Below are 20,392 nucleotides of genomic sequence, written 5' to 3' on the forward strand. Positions count from 1 at the left end.
ACACGGTGAGCCTGGGCCGACGCGACCACGAAAAATCAATGTTTAACGTGAAACAATCCGCAGAAGGAATTCGATGACCGACACCCTGCCTCCCGAAGGCGATCGGATCGAACCGGTCGACATCCAGCAGGAGATGCAGCGCAGCTACATCGATTACGCCATGAGCGTCATCGTGGGCCGCGCCCTCCCCGAGGTCCGTGACGGCCTCAAGCCGGTGCACCGCCGCGTGCTCTACGCCATGTACGACTCGGGCTTCCGGCCGGATCGTTCGCACGCCAAGTCTGCGCGCTCGGTCGCCGAGACCATGGGTAACTATCACCCGCACGGTGACTCGTCGATCTACGACACCTTGGTCCGCATGGCCCAGCCGTGGTCGCTGCGCTACCCGCTGGTCGACGGTCAGGGGAACTTCGGCTCGCCGGGTAACGACCCCGCGGCCGCCATGCGTTACACCGAGGCCCGACTCACCCCGCTGGCCATGGAGATGCTGCGTGAAATCGACGAGGAGACAGTCGATTTCATCCCCAACTACGACGGTCGCGTGCAAGAGCCGACCGTCCTGCCCAGCCGGTTCCCGAACCTGCTGGCCAACGGCTCCGGCGGTATCGCCGTCGGTATGGCCACCAACATCCCGCCGCACAACCTCCGCGAACTCGCCGAGGCCGTGTACTGGTGCCTGGAGAACCACGAAGCCGACGAGGAGACCACCCTCGAAGCGGTGATGGAGCGGGTCAAGGGCCCGGACTTCCCCACGCACGGCCTGATCGTCGGGACGCAGGGCATCTCCGACACCTACCGCACCGGCCGCGGCTCGGTCCGGATGCGCGGCGTCGTCGAGATCGAGGAAGACGCCAAGGGCCGCACCTCGCTCGTCATCACCGAGCTGCCCTACCAGGTCAACCACGACAACTTCATCACCTCGATCGCCGAGCAGGTGCGCGACGGCCGGATCGCCGGCATCTCGAACATCGAGGACCAGTCCAGTGACCGTGTGGGTCTACGCATCGTCATCGACCTCAAGCGCGACGCCGTCGCCAAGGTGGTGCTGAACAACCTCTACAAGCACACCCAGCTGCAGACGAGCTTCGGCGCCAACATGCTGTCGATCGTCGACGGCGTGCCGCGCACCCTGCGCTTGGACCAGATGATCCGGTACTACGTCGCCCACCAGCTCGACGTGATCAACCGGCGCACCCGGTACCGGTTGCGCAAGGCCAACGAGCGCGCCCACATCTTGCGCGGCTTGGTGAAAGCCCTCGACGCCCTTGATGAAGTCATCGCCCTGATCCGCGCGTCGGCCAACGCCGACGCCGCCCGGACCGGCTTGATGGAGCTCCTCGAGGTCGATGAGATCCAGGCCCAGGCCATCCTCGACATGCAGCTGCGTCGCCTGGCCGCCCTGGAACGGCAGCGCATCGTCGACGATCTGGCCAAGATCGAAGCCGAGATCGCCGACCTCGAGGACATCCTGGCCAAGCCCGAGCGGCAGCGCGCGATCGTCCACGACGAGCTCAAGGAGCTCGCCGACAAGTACGGCGACGACCGTCGCACCCGGATCATCGCGGCCGACGGCGACGTCACCGACGAGGACCTCATCCAGCGTGAGGACGTCGTCGTCACCATCACCGAGACCGGCTACGCCAAGCGCACCAAGACCGACCTGTACCGCAGCCAGAAGCGCGGCGGTAAGGGCGTGCAGGGTGCCGGGCTGAAGCAGGACGACATCGTCAACCACTTCTTCGTGTGCTCCACGCACGACTGGATCCTGTTCTTCACCACGCAGGGTCGGGTGTACCGGGCGAAGGCGTACGACCTGCCGGAGGCCTCGCGGACCGCGCGCGGTCAGCACGTGGCGAACCTACTGGCCTTCCAGCCGGAGGAGCGCATCGCTCAGGTCATCCAGATCAAGAGCTACGAGGACGCGCCCTACCTGGTGCTCGCCACCCGCAACGGACTGGTGAAGAAGTCGAAGTTGGCCGACTTCGACTCGAACCGCTCCGGCGGCATCGTCGCGATCAACCTGCGCGACGGTGACGAACTGGTCGGTGCGGTGCTGTGCTCGGCCGAAGAGGACCTGCTGCTGGTGTCGGCCAACGGCCAGTCCATCCGGTTCTCGGCGACCGACGAGGCACTGCGGCCCATGGGTCGTGCCACCTCCGGTGTGCAGGGCATGCGATTCAACGAGGACGACCGGTTGCTGTCGCTCAACGTCGTGATTCCGGACACCTACCTGTTGGTCGCGACGGCCGGTGGTTACGCCAAGCGGACGGCCATCGATGAGTACACGGCGCAGGGCCGCGGCGGCAAGGGCATCCTCACGATCCAGTACGACCCGAAGCGTGGCAGTCTGGTCGGTGCGTTGATCGTCGATGACGACACCGAGTTGTACGCCATCACCTCCGGCGGTGGTGTCATCCGGACCGCGGCACGTCAGGTGCGCAAGGCCGGGCGGCAAACCAAGGGTGTGCGGTTGATGAACCTGGGTGAGGGCGACACACTGATTGCCGTCGCGCGCAACGCCGAAGAGGCCGAGGGCGACGACGCTGACACCGAGATCGAAACCGCGCCCGAAACCGAGACCGACGAAACGTAGTGCTGCGGCTGCCCCAGCCGCACCGATTGAAGGAGCCGCCAGGTGAGTTCCCCGAACGAGCCGGGATACACCCGCGCCGGTGACGGACCCGCGAGCAGCAATTCGTCTGCGGCCGGGCCGGCCACCGGATCGGGTGGCGGCGCCCATGCGGCCGACCAGAGCGGTGAGGCACCGCCCTGGCAGCGAGCCCGCACGGGGGCACCGGCGGACGGACCCGCGGCTGGCGGCCAGAGCCTCGACGACAGGCTGAACCGGTTCGTCAGCGGTAGTGGGGCGCCCGGCGGTTCGGCTTCGGAGGCGGAGACGACCATCACGCCGGCCATCACTCCGGACACCCCGCCCCCGGCGCCGGCTGTTCCCCCGGTACCGGCTGTGACCCCGACGGGCAACGTGCCGCCGAAGCCCGTGCGGACGACCGAAACGGTCCGGACGGAAACGCGTCCCGACGCCGCGTACGCGAGCGAGATCCCGGACCTGTCCCGTCAGCCGCAGCGCCGGGCGGGCGAGCCGCGGGAGCCCCGCAGCACCGTCGCCACCGTCTCCCAGGCCTCGCCGCGTTCGGCGGCGCCGCGGTCCCGCGCGGGTGCCCGGCAGGAGGGCCCGGTGCGGGCCAGCATGCAGGTGCGCCGCGTCGATCCGTGGAGCGTGTTGAAAGTCTCGCTGGTGCTGTCGGTGGCGCTGTTCTTCGTCTGGATGATCGCCGTCGCGTTCCTGTACCTCGTCCTCGGTGGCATGGGTGTGTGGAGCAAGCTCAACAGCAACGTCGGTGATCTGCTCACCAGCAGTGGCGGCAGCGGCGGTGAATTGGTTTCTGCCAGTACGATTTTCGGCGGCGCGACCCTCATCGGGTTGGTCAACATCGTGCTCTTGACGGCGATGGCCACCGTGGCGGCGTTCGTCTACAACCTGACGACCGATCTGGTCGGCGGCGTTGAGGTGACGCTCGCCGATCGCGACTAGTCGGCAAGGCCTGCGGGCGCGACTGACGTCGCGTTTTGGGCGCAGAGGTACCCATACGGTAATCTCATCGCTCGGCCGCAAGGCCACTTTCGGGCCTATAGCTCAGGCGGTTAGAGCGCTTCGCTGATAACGAAGAGGTCGGAGGTTCGAGTCCTCCTAGGCCCACGGAAGTCGGTATCACCGACTCCCCCACCGGAAGGGTGCACCGTGAGATTGGTTCTGCTGGTGCTCGGTGCCATGGTCGCAGTCGCCGCCGGCTTCGTGTGGCGCACCAGGCATGGCGCAGAGGTCTGGCACTCCGTTCAACCGGACACCATCGAGGGGCCTTAGCTCAGTTGGTAGAGCGCTGCCTTTGCAAGGCAGATGTCAGGAGTTCGAATCTCCTAGGCTCCACAAAAATCCACAGCAGATCGCCAAGCGGTTCCGAGAGCAGTTGTCGGGGCCGCTTTTTCGTTCGGCGTCGGTCGGCATTCCAAAGCGGCTCCAACCTCGCCGTCCTACCCTGGCCGTCATGACGACAGAGATCAGCTACGCAAAGTGGATGTTGCCGCTGTCGGTGCCGTTCGGCCTCGGACCGAAACACAGCGAGGTCGACGTGCGCGACGGCGCGCTGCACGTGTCGATGGGTTGGGGCTTCTCCGCCGAGATTCCGTTGGCTTCCATCAAGGACGCCTCCCGCTGGCAAGGCCGTATTACGTCGTGGGGTGTGCATGGCTGGCGCGGACGCTGGCTGATTAACGGCTCGTCAGACGGCGTCGTGGCGCTGACCATCGAGCCGCCCGTCAAGGCCAACGTCTGCGGTGTGCCGGTAACCCTGCGCGAACTCGGGGTCAGCGTGACCGACCCGGATGCCCTCATCGCAGCCTGCGCACGGTGACGAACGTGAGCTTGTGTGCCAAATCCGGCCTGGATCTGGCAACACAAGCTCAGTCTCGATGCGAAAGGCTAGGGCTGCGGCGTCACATCCACGCTCGGGGGCAGCGGCGAGGGCTCGGGCTGCATCGAGCGCCGGACGATCGAGAACGTGATGCCGCCGAGGGCCAGGACCGCGACCGTCGCGCCCGCGATCAACAGCGGGCGCCGACGCTTGCTGCCCGACTGCACCACCACGGCCAGATCACCCGCGGCGTCCTCGCTGCGGTGGCACCGCCGACCTACCCAACGCGCGGTACCCACGGTGGATCCGACGCCGAGCCCGAGCACGCCGCGCAGGATCAGCAGCGGCCCGACGATGGAGTACTTCAGCCCACGACCCAGGCGGGCACCGGAGCTGGGGCGGCTGACCTCGGGGACATTCTCGGTGACAGTGCTCATCAACCAACCTCTCTGGCGGACACGATTTATATGGAGCGACCGAAGCAGGGGCTCGGTTCTTCGCTCGGCCCTCCACGTTATTCGGTGGGGGGCGACTTCGGGGTCTTAAATGTGAGTGGCAGACTGACTTTCCGTGACGAGCCCCATTCAGACTGCGACCGCGACGCTGCACACCAACCGCGGCGACATCAAGATTGCTTTGTTCGGTAACCACGCGCCCAAGACCGTCGCCAACTTTGTTGGACTGGCTCAGGGCACCAAGGATTACTCCACCGAGAACGCCTCTGGCGGCACCTCCGGCCCGTTCTACGACGGCGTCATCTTCCACCGTGTCATCGACGGTTTCATGATCCAGGGCGGCGACCCGACCGGTACCGGTCGCGGCGGCCCGGGCTACCAGTTCGCCGACGAGTTCCACCCGGAGCTGCAGTTCGACAAGCCGTACCTGCTTGCCATGGCCAACGCCGGCCCGGGCACCAACGGTTCGCAGTTCTTCATCACCGTCGGCCCGACCCCGCACCTGAACCGTCGCCACACCATCTTCGGTGAGGTCGTCGACCCGGAGTCGCAGAAGGTTGTGGACGCCATCGCCTCCACCGCCGTCGACCGCGGCGACCGCCCGACGGAGCCGGTCGTCGTCGACTCGGTCACCGTTTCCTAGTTCTCAGCCTGACGCGCGGCGCGGCAGTCCCCCACCGGGGCTGTCGCGCCGTTTGCGTTGAGCCTGTAGTGGGGGTCTGGGCTACTCGTACTTCTGCGCCACCGGTACAGGATCAACGAAATTACGGAATGAGACCGGCCTCGGTGAGAGCGTCCAGGACGTTGATGGGGTCGGTGCCGACGTCCCAGCGGGTGAAGACCAGCAGTCGGTCGTCGACGGTGTCGAGCTCGAGCAGCCGGACCTTGCGGGTGAGCCGCCGGAACTCGGTGATGCGCACACTCTTGAGGTCGGCCTGTGTATAAGTCTGCGTGCTGAACCACCCGCGCACCACCAACCCCGCCGGCGTGATCGCCAGCTTCGGGCGGGCGCGCCAGGACATGATCGCGAAGACCAGCAGACCGATGGCGGCGATGCCGCCGAGAAAGCGTCCCGGCAGGTCAGTGACCGACGTCAGGGCGACCGCGGCGAGGACGAGACCGCCCGCTCCGCAGGCCGCGATGCCGGCCGTCGGCGGGCTCCATTGAGTTTGTTCCATGAGATATCCACACCCTCGGGGGCAAGTTATCCACAGGCACTATCCCCAATGGGGATGAATCACATCGATGTGATTGTGTGGCCTTGAGGTTGCCGATTGGGTTACGCAGCGAGACCCGGTTGTCACGATCCGGGGCTGAAAACCCAGGTCAGCGCCACCGCATGGTCAGCAGCAGGCCGGTGATCATGAACGCGAAGGCAATCGCGTAGTTCCACTGGGCGAGGTCGGCCATCCACTTCAGCAGGTGGGGAGTACCGGCCGGGTTGAGCGCGGCGAGCTGAAACACCGCCAGCCAGATCAGCCCGATCAGCATGAGCGAGCAGAAGAACACCACGAACCACACGCTCGACGGTCCGGCCTTGACCTTCACCGGCGTCCGACTCACCGGGTTGATGGTGAAGTCGTTCTTCTTGCGAACCTTGGACTTGGGCATTGGTACCTTCGCGGACAGTCGGTGCCGCACTCCCGCGCCGGTAGAGCAAAACCGGCAATTCGGTGCGACGATGGAGCGGTATGCACTCAGAGCCTAACGCAGAAGACGTGTCGCCTCGCAGCCCCTGGCGGACAGCTGGGACCACGGAACCTGCCCAGCCGTCGCGGCACTCCGCCTGGCGTTTCGGCGTGCCGGTGGTCTGTGTGCTCGCGGGCCTTCTGCTCGCGACCACCCACAGCGTGTCCGGGGGCAGCGAGATCCGGCGCAGCGATGCGCCCCGCCTCGTCGACATGGTCAAGGAAGCCCAGCGCACGGTAGCTGCCCGGACCGCCGAACGCGACAGCCTGCAGCATCAGCTCGACAACCATCACGGCGGTACGCCCGGCGCCGATGCCGCGCTCGGTGCCATCACCAGCCGGGCCAACGAACTCGGGCTCGAACTGGGTCTCGATCCCATGCGTGGCCCGGGCCTGGTGATCACCCTCAACGACGCGCAGCGCAACGCGCAGGGTCAATACCCCCGCGACGCCACGCCCGACGATCTGGTGGTGCACCAGCAGGACGTCCAGGCGGTGCTCAACGCGCTGTGGCTGGGTGGTGCCGAGGCCGTTCAGATGCAGGACCAGCGGATCCTGGCCACTTCTGCCCCGCGCTGCGTCGGCAACACCCTGCTGCTCAACGGCCGTACGTACAGCCCGCCGTACGTCATCACCGTCATCGGCAACGTCGACGGCATGCGCGCCGCGCTCGCCGCCGCGCCGCTGGTGACGCTGTACAAGCAGTACGTGGTGCGGTTCGGGCTCGGCTACACCGAGGAGCCGCGGGCGTCGGTGGACGTCGTCGGCCACCGGATGCCGGTGAAACTCAAGTACGCCCAACCGGCCGGACCGGTTACGTATTGATCGGGTCGGCGGGTGACCCAGTAGCCTGACGACATGCAGGTTCTCGTCCTCGACAACTACGACAGCTTCGTGTTCAACCTGGTCCAGTACCTGGGCCAGCTCGGGGTGCACGCGCAGGTCTGGCGTAGCGACGACGAGCGCGTCTCCACCCCGGAAGGCGTCGCCGCCGTGGCCGCGGAGTTCGACGGGATCTTGGTGAGCCCCGGCCCCGGCACTCCCGAACGCGCGGGCGCCTCCATTCCCCTGGTCCGCGCCTGCGCCGAGACGCGCACTCCCCTACTCGGGGTGTGTCTCGGACACCAGGCCATCGGGGTGGCTTTCGGTGGCACGGTGGATCGCGCGCCGGAACTGCTGCACGGCAAGACCAGTCTGGTCCACCACGCGAACAGTGGTGTGCTGCAAGGACTTCCGGACCCGTTCACGGCGACGCGCTACCACTCGCTGACCATCCTGCCGGAGACACTGCCTGATGAGCTCGAGGCCATCGGGCAGACCGACAGCGGCGTGATCATGGCGGTCCGGCACCGCGAGCTGCCGATCCACGGCGTGCAGTTCCACCCGGAGAGCATCCTCACCCAGGGCGGCCACCGGATGCTGGCCAACTGGCTCGCGTTCTGCGGTCAGGCTCTCGACGAGGGGCTGGTCAGTCGCCTCGAGCAGGAAGTCGCCGACGCGGTCTCGGCCGCAACCCGCACCGCCTGATCGAACTCGCTGAGCCTCGCTTACGAGGCGAAGCTCAGCGTGATCGAGGCGTTGAAGTTGACGCCGCTGCCGGCCGCCGGCATCTGGCTCACCACCGAATTGCTGCGCTGGCCACTGTTCTGCACGTCGGCACCCTTGATCAGCACGCCGGTCCAGCCCAGGGCCCGCAGGTTCGGCTCGGCGTCGGTCCAGAACTGGCCCGACAGGTTCGGCATGACGAACTGGTTGCCCTGAGACACCTTCAGGGTGATCGGCGCGTCCTTGGCGGTCGGGGCGCCCGCGGGCGGGTCGGTGCCGATGATCTCGCCGGCCGGCTTCGGGCTGTCGGTCGGGGCCGTCAGGATGGTCAGGAAGCCGACGGTGTTGAGGTTCTTCGTCGCGACGTCCACGGTCTGCCCGTTGACATCCGGAATCGGCACCAGGCCCGGCCCGGAGCCGACGATGATGGTGATCACGTTGGTGATCGCCGACGTCTGATGCGCCGGCGGGTTGGTCGCGATGACCCGGTCCTTCTGTTCCGGCAGCGACTGCGAGACCGTCTGCTGGATGTTCCGGAAACCAGCGGACTGCAGCTTGGCCATCGCGTCCGCGGGCGAGAGCTTCGAGACGTCCGGCACCTCGCGTTGTTCCGGACCGGTCGAGATGTTGATGGTGATCTCGTCACCGGCGGCGACCGACGTGTTGGCCGACGGCTCGGTGCCGATCACGTGGTCGGGCGCCACCGTGGAGTCGGGCCGCTGCTGCGTGCGGGTCTTGAAGCCGCGGTTCTGCAGGTTGGCGACGGCGTCGGCCTGAGCCAGCCCGCGGACATCCGGAATCTGCTGGTCGTGCGGCCTGCCGTTGATCAGGTTGATCGCGACGGTCACGACGACCGTCAGCACGGCCAGGATGGCCACGGCGATGAGCCAGCGGCCGATGGGCGTTGCGGTCCGGTCCGTCGACCGGTACGGCTGCGGATCGACGCTGATCTGCTGCGGCATCATGCTCCGCGGTCCACCGAACCCGCCGGTGCCCATCATCGCGGTGCGCTCGGCGTCGGTGAGCACCTTGGGCGCATCGGGAGCCTCGCCGGCGTGCACGCGGATGAGGTCGTTCCGCATGTCCGCGGCGCTCTGGTAGCGGTTGTCCGGGTTCTTCGCGAGGGCCTTGAGCACGACGGCGTCCAACTCCGGCGAGATGCCCGCGTGCCGCTGCGACGGCGGCACCGGGTCCTCACGGACGTGCTGGTAGGCCACCGCGACCGGGGAGTCACCGACGAAGGGTGGCTCACCGGTGATCAGTTCGTAGAGCACGCAACCCAGCGAGTAGACGTCCGAGCGGGCGTCGACGTTCTGCCCACTGGCCTGCTCGGGCGACAGGTACTGGGCGGTGCCGATGACCGCCGCGGTCTGCGTCATCCGGTTGCTGCTGTCGGCGATGGCACGGGCGATGCCGAAGTCCATGACCTTGACCGAGTTGGACTTGCTGATCATGATGTTCGCCGGTTTGATGTCCCGGTGCACGATGCCGTGCTGGTGGCTGAAGTTCAGGGCCTGACAGGCGTCGGCGATGATCTCGATGGCCCGCTGCTGCGGCAGCGGACCCTCGGTGTGCACGATGTCGCGCAGCGTCACGCCGTCGACGTATTCCATGACGATGTACGGCAGCGGTCCGTTCGGCGTCTCGGCCTCACCGGTGTCGTAGACCGCGACGATGGCCGGGTGGTTCAGTGCCGCGGCGTTCTGGGCTTCGCGGCGGAACCGCAGGTAGAAGCTGGGGTCCCGAGCCAGGTCGGCGCGCAGCACCTTGACCGCCACGTCGCGGTGCAACCGCAGGTCGCGGGCGATATGGACCTCTGACATGCCACCGAAACCGAGGATGTCCCCCAGTTCGTAGCGGTCGGAGAGGTGCTGGGGCGTGGTCATGTGATGGCCGGTCCTGACAGCTCAGGGAGCGAAGCCGACTGACCCGCCGGTGCGCCGGGCGTCTTCGTGGTCTCGGTGATGGTGTTGGTGACGGTGGGCTGCTGCTGGTTCTTGTGGTCCTGCCGGTCCTGGGCGTTCAGCACGATCAGGATCGCGATGACGATGGCCAGCGCACCCAGCACACCCGCGGCCCACAGCAGCGCGCGCTGACCGGGCGAGAACGTCCGCCGAGCAGGCGGGGACGTGCGGTGGTTCCCGGTTGCGGGCCGCGGCCGCGGCGTCGCGGGAGCCGGACGGGCGGGCTCTACGGCTGCCCGGGCCTGGGTGCTCGACGGGATCGCCGCGGGGGCGGCCCGTCCGATGGTCGGTGCCTGGTTTGGCCGCGGGGGACGGCGTCCGGCGCGGACCGCCGCGACGGCGTCGGCGAACGGGCCACCGCTGCGGTACCGGTGGACGGGGTCCTTCGCGAGCGAGATCTCGATCAGCTCGCGGACGTTCGGGGGCAGGTCGGCCGGCAATGGCGGCGGCGCTTCCTTGATGTGCTTCATCGCGACGGTCAGGGCGCCGTCGCCGGTGAATGGCCGGCGGCCGGACACGGACTCGTAGCCGACGACACCGAGCGAGTAGACGTCGCTGGCGGCGGTGGCGTCGTGGCCCAGGGCCTGCTCGGGAGCGATGTACTGGGCGGTGCCCATCACCATGCCGGTCTGCGTGACGGGGGCCGCGTCGACGGCCTTGGCGATACCGAAGTCGGTCAGCTTCACCTGGCCGGTCGGGGTGATCATGATGTTGCCGGGCTTGACGTCGCGGTGCACTAGGCCGGCGCTGTGCGCGACCTGCAGGGCCCGGCCCGTCTGCTCCAGCATGTCCAGCGAGTGCCGCAGTGACAGCCGGCCGGTGCGCTTGATCACCGAGTTCAACGGCTCGCCGTTGACGAGTTCCATGACGAGGTAGGCGGTGCGGCCGGAATCGTCGAGCTCGGTCTCACCGTAGTCGTAGACGCTGGCGATGCCGGGGTGGTTCAGCATGGCGACCGTGCGCGCTTCGGCGCGGAACCGCTCGACGAACTCGGGGTCGGTGGAGTACTCGGCCTTCAACACCTTGATGGCGACCTGTCGGCCGAGCCTGCTGTCGACGCCTTCCCAGACCTGACCCATGCCACCTGTGGCGATGAGTCGCTGAAGTCGATAGCGGCCGGAAAGTGTGACTCCGACCCGCGCGCTCATGATCCCTCCCGTAGCGCCGCGGCGATGGTGGCCCGCCCGATGGGTGCGGCCAGCGCACCGCCGGTTGCGGACAAACGGTCTCCACCATTCTCCACGAGGACGGCGACTGCGACCTTCGGGGATTTCGCCGGGGCAAAAGCGATGTACCACGCATGTGGTGGGGTGTTACGTGGATCGGTGCCGTGTTCGGCCGTGCCCGTCTTGGATGCGATCTGCACGCCGGCTATGGCTCCCTTCTGCTGCGTCACCTGCTCGGCGCCGACCATCAGATCCGTAAGTGTAGCCGCGACCTGGGATGAGATGGCCCGCCGCTGCTGATGGGGCGAGGTGGCCGCGATGTTGGAAAGGTCGGGTCCCTTCAGGTCGTCGACCAGGTAAGGGGCCATGCTGACGCCGCCGTTGGCGACCGTCGCGGCGATCATCGCGTTCTGCAGCGGGGTCAGGGCGACATCCTTCTGGCCGATGCTGGAGATCCCCAGGGCCGGGGCGTCGGAGATCGGGCCGACGGTCGACTCCGCGACCTGCAGCGGGATCGACGGCGGGGGGGTGTCCAGGCCGAACTGCTTGGCCATGGTCCGCATCGCGTCGGCGCCGTTGTGCAGTCCCAGTTCGACGAAGGCGGTGTTGCAGGACTTGGCGAATGCCTCGCGCAGCGACACCGTCGGGCTGCCGCCGCACGTCGCGCCACCGTAGTTCTCCAGCGTTGCGGTGCTGTCCGGCAACGTGATTCGTGCCGCCGAGGTCAGCTGGGTGTCCGGGGTGGCGCCGGCCTGCAGCGCTGCGGCGGTGGTCAGCACCTTGAACGTCGACCCGGGTGGGTAGGTCTCGGAGATCGCCCGGTTCTGCAGTGGTGAGTCGGGGTTGTCGCGCAGCTCCTGCCAGGCGGCGGACTGCTTGTCGCCCTCGTGCGAAGCGAGCAGGTTGGGGTCGTACGACGGAGACGACACCATGGCCAGAATCTTGCCGGTGGACGGATCCAGCGCGACCACCGAGCCCTTGCACGGATTGCCGCCGCAGCCCTGCTGCATCGCGTCCCACGCGGCCTGCTGCACTCGCGGCACGATCGTGGTGTCGACGTTGCCGCCGCGCGGGTCACGGCCCGTGAAGAAGTCCGCGATGCGGTTGCCGAACAGCCGCTCGTCCGAGCCGTTGAGGATGCTGTCCTCGGCGCGTTCGAGGCCGGTGCTCGAGTACTGCAAGGAGTAGAAGCCGGTGACGGGCGCGTAGACCAGCGGGTTCGGGTAGATGCGCAGGTACCGGAACCGGCCGTTGGTCGGCATCGAGTACGCCAGCAGCTGGCCGTTGGCCGTGATCTGACCGCGCTGGCGCGAGTATTCGTCGAGCAGCACCCGCTGGTTCCGCGGATCAGCGCGCAGGCTGTCGGCCGCGAACACCTGGGTGGTGGTGGCGTTGAGTAGCAGCAGCACGACCAGTGCCATGACCAGTCCGGAGACGCGACGGAGCGAGGTGTTCATTGCTTCTCGATCACCTCGGTGTTGGCCGACGCGATCGACGAGGTGTTGGGGCTCGGGGTCGACAGCGGCCGGCGGGCCACGTGTGAGACCCGCAGCAGCAGGGCCAGCAGCACGTAGTTGGACAACAGTGACGAGCCGCCGTAGGACATCCATGGCGTGGTGAGGCCGGTCTGCGGGATCAGTTTCGTGACACCGCCGACGACGATGAACAGCTGCAGTGCCAGCGCGGCGGCGAGGCCGGCGGCCAGCAGCTTGCCGAAGCTGTCGCGCACCGCGATGGCGGTGCGCAGGCCCCGGATGATGACGATGGTGTAGAGCATCAGCACCGCGGCCAGCCCGACGAGCCCGAGCTCCTCGCCCACCGCGGAGATGATGAAGTCGGTGGAGGCGTCGGGCACGGTGCCGGGCTGCCCGTTCCCCAGGCCGGTGCCGAAGATGCCGCCGGTGGCGAAGCTGAAGAGGGACTGCACCATCTGATAACCGGCGCCGTCGGGATCGGCAAACGGGTCCAGCCAGTTCTGCACGCGCACCCGCACGTGGTCGAAAAGTTGGTATGCCACAAAGCTTCCCAAGCAGAACAAGCTCAGCCCGATGACCACCCAGCTGAGCTTCTCGGTCGCCACGTACAGCAGCACCAGGAACGTCGCGTACAGCAGCAGGGACGCCCCGAGGTCCTTCTCGAAGACCATGACGCCGATGGAGCCGACCCAGGCCACCATGAGCGGCGCCAGGTCGCGCGGCCGGGGCAGGTCCATGCCGAACATGTGCTTGCCGGCGCTGGTGAACAGGCTGCGCTTGGTGACCAGCACGCTGGCGAAGAAGATCAGCAGCAGGATCTTGGAGAACTCCGCGGGCTGAATCGAGAAGCCCGGCAACCGGATCCAGATTTTGGCGCCGTACTGCTCGGCCACCGAATCGGGGAGCACCGCGGGGATGGCGAGGAGTACCAGGCCGGCCAGGCCGCAGATGTAGCCGTAGCGGGCCAGCATCCGGTGGTCATGCACGACCATCAGCATCGCTGTGAACACCAGGATGCTCAGCAGCGTCCACAGCAGCTGCTGGTTGGCGTTGCCGCCCGGCACGATGCCCGCCGGCCGGGCGTGCGCCGACAGGTCCAGCCGGTAGATCATCACCAGGCCCAGGCCGTTCAGGAGCGCGACCACGGGCAACAGCAGCGGGTCGGCGTAGGGCGCGTAGCGGCGCACGGCCAGGTGAGCGCCGCCGAACAGCACGATGAAGCCGACCATGAACTGGATGAGGTCCATCCGCAGGCCGCTCTCCTGATTGGCCTCGACGATCAGCAGCGCCACCGTCGTGATCACGGCGGCGAATCCCAACAGGACCAACTCGGAATTCCGCCGGTTTGGCAGTGGAGGAGCGACCGCGACCGGGGACTGCGGCTGGGTGTCTTCCCGTCGCTTCGCTCGCCCCGGGGTGTCTTCCCGTCGCTTCGCTCCCCCCGGAGTGTCCTCCTGTCGCTGCGCTCCCCCCGGCGTGGTCATGCGTCGACTCCCGCTCGCTCCGGTCGTCCTCCGGTCATGACGCGTTCCGGCAGTTTGTGCCCGGCTCCTGAGGTGGCGGAGGGAGTGCCGTGGCCGTCGGGGACGGAGCCGCGGGCACGGAGGGGGTGGCCGGGACAGGCGCTGGGCTGGACGGGTTGGGGACCGGTGCCGGGCTGGGAGCCGCGGTCGGCGCAGTGGTGGGGGCCGGCGTCGTGGAGGCCGGGGCCTCAGGTCCGGGGGCCGGACCGCGCGGCGGCTGGGGCACCACAGACAGCGACGGCGCGGGTGCGCCGGGAGCGGGCGCCGGGGCGGGCGGGGCGACGACGGGCGGCGCACACAGCGGCAGCAGCGAGCTGCGACTGAGTTCCTTGAGCTGACGGATCGCGTCGTCGACCGTGCCGGTGGGCAGGCCGGCGGTGACCTGGGCCCGGCCCGACTCGCGCAGGTCGGCGACCTTCATGGGCTGGCAGCCGGGATGGGTGTCGTCGACGCCGATGATCGTCATCTCGGAGTGGGTGTCCAGGCAGGCCAGCAAGTACGGCTCTTGCAGCGGGAGGCCGAGCAGGGAGCCCGGTATCCCGCGCATGATGTAGACCGAGCCGTTGTAGCCGGACACGTAATAGTTGCTGCGGATCAGGTAGCGCCCGATGGCCAGTCCGCTGACGAGCAGCAGGATCAGCAGGATGGCGCCGATGATCAGGTTACGTCGGGTGTGGCGCTTGCGCTGCGGTGGATCAGGTTGTGCCACCGGCTTTTTCGCCGCCGCTGCCGCGCGCTTCGGGTTGAAGGCGGAGGCGCGTCCGGCCGCGGTGTTGGGCGGCAGGGTGTCGTCGTCCTGACCGGACACCGCGCCCGCCAGGATAGGTGCGGTCTGGCCGTATTCGTAGTCGACGACGTCGGCCACGACAACGGTGACGTTGTCCGGGCCGCCGCCGCGCAGTGCCAGCTCGATGAGCCGGTCGGCACAGTCGACGACATCCGGGATCTGCATGGCGGCCTGGATGGTTTCGTGGCTGACCGGGTCGGACAACCCGTCCGAGCACAGCAGGTAGCGGTCGCCGGCGCGGACTTCGCGCATGGTCAGCGTCGGCTCGACCTCGTGGCCGGTCAGCGCCTTCATGATCAGTGAGCGCTGCGGGTGGCTGTGGGCCTCTTCGGCAGTGATGCGGCCGTCGTCGACCAGGGTCTGGACGAAGGTGTCGTCCTTGGTGATCTGTGTCAGCTCGCCGTCGCGCATGAGGTAGCCGCGGGAGTCGCCGATGTGCACCATGCCCAGCCGTGTACCCGCGAACAGGATGGCACTCAGGGTCGTGCCCATGCCCTCGAGTTCGGGATCGGCCTCGACGTGCGCGGCGATGGCGGTGTTGCCGTCGTGGACCGCGTCATTGAGCTTGGCCAGCAGGTCGCCGCCGGGTTCGTCGTCGTCCAGGTGCGCCAATGCCGCGATGACCAGCTGCGAGGCGACCTCGCCCGCGGCGTGGCCACCCATGCCGTCGGCCAAGGCCAGCAGGCGGGCCCCGGCGTAGACGGAGTCCTCGTTGTTGGCGCGGACCAGGCCGCGGTCACTGCGCGCGGCATATCGGAGTACGAGTGTCACGGGCGCAGCTCAATTACCGTCTTGCCGATTCGAACCGGCGTTCCCATTGGAACCCTTACCGCCGTCGTCACTTTCGCCCTGTCCAGGTATGTACCGTTGGTCGATCCTAGGTCTTCGACGTACCACTCGGAGCCTCTGGGCGACAGCCGGGCGTGCCGTGTCGAGGCGTAGTCGTCGGTGAGCACCAGGGTGGAGTCGTCGGCCCGGCCGATCAGGACGGGCTGGCTGGTCAGGGTGATCCGGGTACCGGCGAGGGCGCCTTCGGTCACCACCAACTGGCGTGCGTACCGGCGGCGGTCCCGATTGGGCAGCAAAGTGCCCCGGATCGCCAGGCCGCGTCGCACCATGACGGCTCCGGTGGGTGCGTAGATGTCGGTGCGCAGCACGCGCAGGACCGACCAGATGAAAAGCCAGAGCAACAGCAGGAAACCGACACGCGTCAGCTGCAGAACTAACCCCTGCATCCGACGTCCTCTCCGTTGCCGCGTCGAGGCTGGGCCCGGTGCCCGGTAGCCGTCGGCATCGTCACGATACTTTGGCGATCACCGGCCGGTGTGCACATCATCCGGCCGGTGAGGGAAACCGGGCTCAGTGAACGCGGACCACGATCTCGGAGTGACCCACCCGGATGACGTCGCCGTCGGCCAGCTGCCACTCCTGAACCGGGGCGTTGTTGACGGTGGTGCCGTTGGTCGAGTTCAGATCCGACAGCAGTGCGGTGTGCCCGTCCCAGCGGATCTCGAGGTGACGACGCGAGACGCCGGTGTCGGGCAGACGGAACTGGGCATCCTGGCCGCGGCCGATGACGTTCGCGCCTTCGCGCAGCTGGTAGGTGCGGCCACTGCCGTCATCCAGCTGCAGGGTGATGTTCGCGCCGGCGGCACCGTAGCCACCGCCGTAGCCGCCCGGCTGTCCGTAGTCGGGCTCGGCATAGCCGGCGCCGGCGCCGTAGCCCTGGTCGCCGTAGCCGGCCGGGGCCGGGGCATAACCCTGGTCCGCAGGGGCCTGGCCGTAGCCCTGATCCACCGGGGGTTGGCCGTAGCCCTGCTGCGGCTGTCCGTAGTTCTGCTCGCCGTAGCCGCCCTGGCCCGAAGGCTGGCCGTAGCTCGGCTGACCGTAATTCTGCTGGGGCTGGCCAGTCGGTTGACCGTAGCCCTGGTCGGGCTGTCCATAGCCACCCTGCGGGGGCTGTCCGTAACCGCCCTGCTGGCCATAACCCTGCTCGGGCTGGCCGTAGCCACCCTGCGGGGGCTGTCCGTAGCCGCCGTGCTGGCCGCCGTAACCCTGGTCGGGCTGCTGGCCGTAGTTGGGCTGGCCGTAACCCTGCTCGGGCTGGCCGTAGCCACCCTGCGGGCCGACGGGCGGCGGTCCGGGAGGACCACCTTGGGGGCCGCCGAAGCCGCCCTGGCCGTAGCCGGAGGGTCCCGCGCCGTAACCGGCCTGGTCACCCTGCTGCCCGTATCCGCCCGGCTGTCCGCCGTAGCCGGGGCCACCCTGTCCGTAGCCGCCCTGCTGTCCGTAACCCTGCGGGGGCTGGCCGTAGCCCTGGTTCGGGTCCTGCGGGTACTGCTGACCGCGCTGCTCGTCGGGCTGCCGTCCGTAGTCGTACTCGTCGCCTGGCTGGCCCTGTCCCTGGCCGGGGCGGTGGGTCGGGTTGTCAGTCATCGTTGGTACTCCTGGTTCTGCGGTGTGCACGCGGTCGCTGGGTGCCGGCCGCGGTGGCCCGGCGGTTGAGTCGGGGTTGACCACGCCGTGGGCGCGGAATTGGCCGGTATGAAGGCCAGGTGACGGCTCAAACCTGACGACCACCTCACCATACGTTTGCCATCCCCGCTCATGGACGAATCCCTCGAGGTGTTTGGCAAAAGCACTGGGTGTGAGGTCAGGATCGGCGTTCACCTTCTCGAAATCGGTGTTACTGAGCGTAATGACGTATTGGTTCGGTGCCAAAATACGGCCGCCACCGACATCGTGGGCACCGGATTCTGCTTCCCGCTGTAATGCGGCCTCGACTTCCGGGGGCGCGATCGACCCCCCGAAGACGCGGGCAAAAGCGTCTCCGACCGTGGTCTCGAGCTTGCGCTCGATCCGGTCGACCAGACCCATGTACCCCTGCCTCGCTTCGTCTCGGTGGTCCAGATGTGATGTGAGCAATAAATGCGGACATCACTGTTACGCATGGTATCGGCCTGACCTTGCAATACGTGACCAACAGAATCGTGAGAATTCCAAAGGTGCAGGTCAGGAGGTGGCGGGCCGGCACGCGGACCAGCCGTTCGCGCGATTTTCCGGTTTCCGCGAGGCGAATTGTGCAGAAGCCGGTGGTCAGCAGCGGATTTGGAGGCGGGGGTAGGGGTGGTGATACTCTCTCCCAGTTGTTTGGGGCGAGTGGCGGAATGGCAGACGCGCTGGCTTCAGGTGCCAGTGTCCTTCGGGACGTGGGGGTTCAAGTCCCCCTTCGCCCACTCAACAGCAGTTCTACGAACTGATGCGCATAAGGTCACGAACCCAAAAGGGTTCGTGACCTTTGTGTTTGGTGGACTGTTCATATTGCGTTGCCGTTTCGACGGTGTCGGGACTTCAGTCGCTAACTCCCGTGTGCGTGACAGCGGGACTCCTGTTTTTCGTGCGATGCTCCTTCGATGGCTGATGATTTCGAACTGACGCAGCCCGTCGGGATTGATGCGCAGGCTTGGGAGGCGATCACCGCGCATCGCGATCGATTGAAGGCCTCGGCGACTGAGCACCGTGATCGATCGTTGATCCTCGGACAAGCAAAGGAGCTGGCGGAGTCTGTTGCTCGCCGTCAGATCGTTGGATAGATCGGCGCTTTGACCGCTTCGCGCATGTCCTTGATCAACATAGGTTCGTCGGGGGTGCCGATCTTGGCGATGTCGGTGTCGGTGAGCTCGGTCGTGGATCCCTCGAAGACGCCTGCAACGAATATTTGGCTGGCCTTGTTGTAGTTCGCCGCAATCAGGTAAGACTTGCCGACTTCGGGCAGCGGAATTCCGTCACGGCAGGGCTTACCGTTGATGAGCACACTGCCAACGCCGATCCGCACGGGTCCGTTTGCCGACCCCATCAGCGGCGCTGATGCGTCCGCTTGATAGGTCTGGATTGGACCCGTAACGCCCTCCTCGACCGGCCCGTTGGCAGTTATCTTGGCGACAAACACGTCGGTTCCGGAGCCAACGACGGCTCGCAGCGGCAATTTCATGCTGCTCGCCGGGCACGTCGCCGTGGGTGCCGGCGGCGGGGTACGAGAGCAGGATGCCACGGCCAGCAGCGCGGCAACGGCAAAGGATGCCAGCTTTAGTGTCCGCATGGTTACGTCAATTCTATCGGGTGATCGAGTTCAGGATTGCGATGTCAAGTGGGGTTGGTGAGGTCGCCATCCATATGCCCATCTGGTAGTACATGATCGCGCCTTTGCAGGAATGGTCCAGGCCGAGCGCATGTCCGATCTCATGGCCCATCACGCCGATCAATTGCTCTACACCACCAGCGGTGTCGAGGTTCGTGAAGCCGTGTGACCACGCGGTAATCGTGTTTCCTGCTTGTTGGGCGGGGGATGTACTTCCATTCCCCAGCTGCGGCGGGGCTGAATCAAGGACGTTGAACGTCAGACTCGGCCCGACGAAGTCGTACCACGCTGTTGGGCCGACCTCATGGACGTCGATCTTGTGCTGCGCGCCATTCCACCGTTTGGCTGCTTCGCGGAACGCCTTCGCGAAAGTATCGGGTGTTCCGGGGGCGATCTGAAACGTGAGCTCCTTCTGGCCGAACTGATTGTTGACCTGTCCTGGGCCCACGATGAACGGGCTGGGGTCTTTGACCGTCATCGGCTTAGTCTCGGTTTCGCTTACGTTGTCGTTTGCGTACAGCGGGGCAACATTGCCGGGGCACTTGTCGCTGTTGTCGTTGTCGCCTTCGTGGTGAACATCCGACCGCTGTTGCGAGTCCTGCTGCGGCTGTTGATCGTTCGGCCGGTTCTGCGCAGGACGCTGCGGAACAGTTTGCGGCTGCGGGGTTTGCAGCGGAGCGTCGTAGTCCGGAGGCTGAACCCCGTTGGCGGGCTGCAACTGCTGCTGTGGGTAGCTGGGGGCCTGCTGGTAGCCGCCCCGACCACCCGGGCTTTGCGGGGCGTCGGAATTATAGATGGAGATGCCATTGCCCTGGTCAGGGGCCGGATATCCGCCGCCGTTGTACCCGTTCGGTGGGCCGCTGGGCATGTCCGGCGGCTGAAGCGGAAACGGTGGCCCGCCCAGACCTCCACCGGAGCCACCACCGGTAGGGCCGGTCGGTGCCGGCTGCCCCGTGGCCCCGGGCAGCGCCGAAAAACCTGTGCCCGCGGTGTTGTCGCGGTTGATCACCACAACGCCGGCTACCAGCACCGACATCACGGCAACCACGGTCATAGGCCGCCGCAACCGTCGCGGCAACCGCGCACGTCTCATCACGTTGTCTCATCCCCCGAGATTGGGCCCTTGCGCACCCCCATGCACGGCCAGGCGCTCATCCTGGACATAGCTGACCGACATGTCAATCCCTACCAGGCGTGTCGGGTTAGCGAACCGCCGACCAA

Annotated in this window: 20 protein-coding genes and 3 tRNA genes; 11 read left to right on the forward strand and 12 right to left on the reverse strand. The window is 67.0% G+C overall.

Annotated features, from left to right (window positions below):
- Positions 1–73 precede the first annotated feature (73 nt).
- The 6 genes from gyrA (at position 74) to AC3WTE_RS08295 (ending at position 4,430) form a co-directional block, all read left to right on the forward strand.
- Entirely contained in the window at positions 74–2,593 is a 2,520-nt protein-coding gene (gene gyrA, locus AC3WTE_RS08270) for a DNA gyrase subunit A (protein WP_492436879.1), read from the forward strand.
- Positions 2,594–2,635: 42 nt separating this feature from the next.
- Positions 2,636–3,553, forward strand: coding sequence for a DUF3566 domain-containing protein (locus AC3WTE_RS08275; RefSeq protein WP_492436881.1), 918 nt, complete (start codon positions 2,636–2,638; stop codon positions 3,551–3,553).
- Positions 3,554–3,644: 91 nt separating this feature from the next.
- Positions 3,645–3,718: transfer RNA gene (locus tag AC3WTE_RS08280), tRNA-Ile, on the forward strand.
- 42 nt (positions 3,719–3,760) lie between these two features.
- Positions 3,761–3,883: a hypothetical protein gene (locus tag AC3WTE_RS08285; RefSeq protein ID WP_492436882.1), complete on the forward strand. Its 123-nt coding sequence runs from the start codon at positions 3,761–3,763 to the stop codon at positions 3,881–3,883.
- Positions 3,874–3,946, forward strand: a tRNA-Ala gene (locus AC3WTE_RS08290). Before AC3WTE_RS08285 ends, AC3WTE_RS08290 begins: the two co-directional genes overlap by 10 nt.
- Positions 3,947–4,064: 118 nt before the next feature.
- A complete protein-coding gene (locus AC3WTE_RS08295; protein ID WP_492436884.1) occupies positions 4,065–4,430 on the forward strand; it encodes a hypothetical protein in 366 nt (121 codons plus the stop codon).
- Positions 4,431–4,498: 68 nt separating this feature from the next.
- Here the strand turns inward: AC3WTE_RS08295 and cwsA are convergent, their stop codons facing one another.
- The gene (cwsA, locus tag AC3WTE_RS08300) at positions 4,499–4,867 is read right to left on the reverse strand and encodes a cell wall synthesis protein CwsA (protein ID WP_492436885.1); all 369 of its coding nucleotides are present in this window, start codon (positions 4,865–4,867) and stop codon (positions 4,499–4,501) included.
- 133 nt (positions 4,868–5,000) lie between these two features.
- Here cwsA and AC3WTE_RS08305 point away from each other — a divergent pair, with 133 nt between their 5' ends.
- A complete protein-coding gene (locus AC3WTE_RS08305; RefSeq protein WP_492436886.1) occupies positions 5,001–5,528 on the forward strand; it encodes a peptidylprolyl isomerase in 528 nt (175 codons plus the stop codon).
- Positions 5,529–5,649: 121 nt separating this feature from the next.
- On the opposite strand, the gene AC3WTE_RS08310 is transcribed toward AC3WTE_RS08305, so the two are convergent.
- Positions 5,650–6,063, reverse strand: a complete 414-nt coding sequence (locus AC3WTE_RS08310) for a PH domain-containing protein (protein ID WP_492436887.1) — start codon at positions 6,061–6,063, stop codon at positions 5,650–5,652.
- A 148-nt stretch (positions 6,064–6,211) separates the two neighbouring features.
- On the reverse strand, positions 6,212–6,496 hold the full coding sequence (gene crgA, locus AC3WTE_RS08315; RefSeq protein WP_155900292.1) for a cell division protein CrgA: 285 nt from the start codon (positions 6,494–6,496) through the stop codon (positions 6,212–6,214).
- Positions 6,497–6,576: 80 nt separating this feature from the next.
- Here crgA and AC3WTE_RS08320 point away from each other — a divergent pair, with 80 nt between their 5' ends.
- Positions 6,577–7,398: a DUF881 domain-containing protein gene (locus tag AC3WTE_RS08320; RefSeq protein WP_492436888.1), complete on the forward strand. Its 822-nt coding sequence runs from the start codon at positions 6,577–6,579 to the stop codon at positions 7,396–7,398.
- 33 nt (positions 7,399–7,431) lie between these two features.
- Positions 7,432–8,100: an aminodeoxychorismate/anthranilate synthase component II gene (locus AC3WTE_RS08325; protein WP_492436889.1), complete on the forward strand. Its 669-nt coding sequence runs from the start codon at positions 7,432–7,434 to the stop codon at positions 8,098–8,100.
- 20 nt (positions 8,101–8,120) lie between these two features.
- On the opposite strand, the gene pknB is transcribed toward AC3WTE_RS08325, so the two are convergent.
- From pknB to AC3WTE_RS08360, 7 genes are all read right to left on the reverse strand, one after another.
- The gene (pknB, locus tag AC3WTE_RS08330; protein ID WP_492436890.1) at positions 8,121–10,004 is read right to left on the reverse strand and encodes a Stk1 family PASTA domain-containing Ser/Thr kinase; all 1,884 of its coding nucleotides are present in this window, start codon (positions 10,002–10,004) and stop codon (positions 8,121–8,123) included.
- Positions 10,001–11,230 carry a protein kinase domain-containing protein gene (locus AC3WTE_RS08335; protein ID WP_492436891.1) on the reverse strand — a complete coding sequence of 410 codons (1,230 nt, stop codon included), beginning with the start codon at positions 11,228–11,230 and terminating at the stop codon, positions 10,001–10,003. The genes pknB and AC3WTE_RS08335 overlap by 4 nt, the downstream gene beginning before the upstream one ends.
- Positions 11,227–12,705, reverse strand: a complete 1,479-nt coding sequence (pbpA, locus tag AC3WTE_RS08340; protein WP_492436892.1) for a D,D-transpeptidase PbpA — start codon at positions 12,703–12,705, stop codon at positions 11,227–11,229. The genes AC3WTE_RS08335 and pbpA overlap by 4 nt, the downstream gene beginning before the upstream one ends.
- The gene (locus AC3WTE_RS08345; protein WP_492436893.1) at positions 12,702–14,207 is read right to left on the reverse strand and encodes an FtsW/RodA/SpoVE family cell cycle protein; all 1,506 of its coding nucleotides are present in this window, start codon (positions 14,205–14,207) and stop codon (positions 12,702–12,704) included. The genes pbpA and AC3WTE_RS08345 overlap by 4 nt, the downstream gene beginning before the upstream one ends.
- A gap of 34 nt (positions 14,208–14,241) precedes the next feature.
- Complete coding sequence (locus AC3WTE_RS08350) at positions 14,242–15,804, reverse strand: PP2C family protein-serine/threonine phosphatase (protein WP_492436894.1); 1,563 nt, start codon at positions 15,802–15,804, stop codon at positions 14,242–14,244.
- Positions 15,801–16,268 (reverse strand): FHA domain-containing protein FhaB/FipA, encoded by a 468-nt coding sequence (locus tag AC3WTE_RS08355; protein ID WP_138232339.1) that lies wholly within the window; start codon positions 16,266–16,268, stop codon positions 15,801–15,803. Before AC3WTE_RS08355 ends, AC3WTE_RS08350 begins: the two co-directional genes overlap by 4 nt.
- Before the next feature lie 124 nt (positions 16,269–16,392).
- Entirely contained in the window at positions 16,393–17,910 is a 1,518-nt protein-coding gene (locus AC3WTE_RS08360; protein ID WP_492436895.1) for an FHA domain-containing protein, read from the reverse strand.
- A gap of 276 nt (positions 17,911–18,186) precedes the next feature.
- Here AC3WTE_RS08360 and AC3WTE_RS08365 point away from each other — a divergent pair.
- Together AC3WTE_RS08365 and AC3WTE_RS08370 are read left to right on the forward strand one after the other, a co-directional pair.
- A tRNA-Leu gene (locus AC3WTE_RS08365) sits at positions 18,187–18,269 on the forward strand.
- Positions 18,270–18,446: 177 nt separating this feature from the next.
- Complete coding sequence (locus AC3WTE_RS08370; RefSeq protein ID WP_492436896.1) at positions 18,447–18,626, forward strand: hypothetical protein; 180 nt, start codon at positions 18,447–18,449, stop codon at positions 18,624–18,626.
- Here the strand turns inward: AC3WTE_RS08370 and AC3WTE_RS08375 are convergent.
- Positions 18,611–19,024, reverse strand: coding sequence for a hypothetical protein (locus AC3WTE_RS08375; RefSeq protein WP_492436897.1), 414 nt, complete (start codon positions 19,022–19,024; stop codon positions 18,611–18,613). The genes AC3WTE_RS08370 and AC3WTE_RS08375 overlap by 16 nt on opposite strands.
- A gap of 121 nt (positions 19,025–19,145) precedes the next feature.
- Positions 19,146–20,225 carry a matrixin family metalloprotease gene (locus AC3WTE_RS08380; RefSeq protein WP_492436898.1) on the reverse strand — a complete coding sequence of 360 codons (1,080 nt, stop codon included), beginning with the start codon at positions 20,223–20,225 and terminating at the stop codon, positions 19,146–19,148.
- Between the last annotated feature and the right edge of the window lie 167 nt (positions 20,226–20,392).

Source organism: Mycobacterium sp. FW102-FHT13B02 (genome assembly GCF_058790275.1).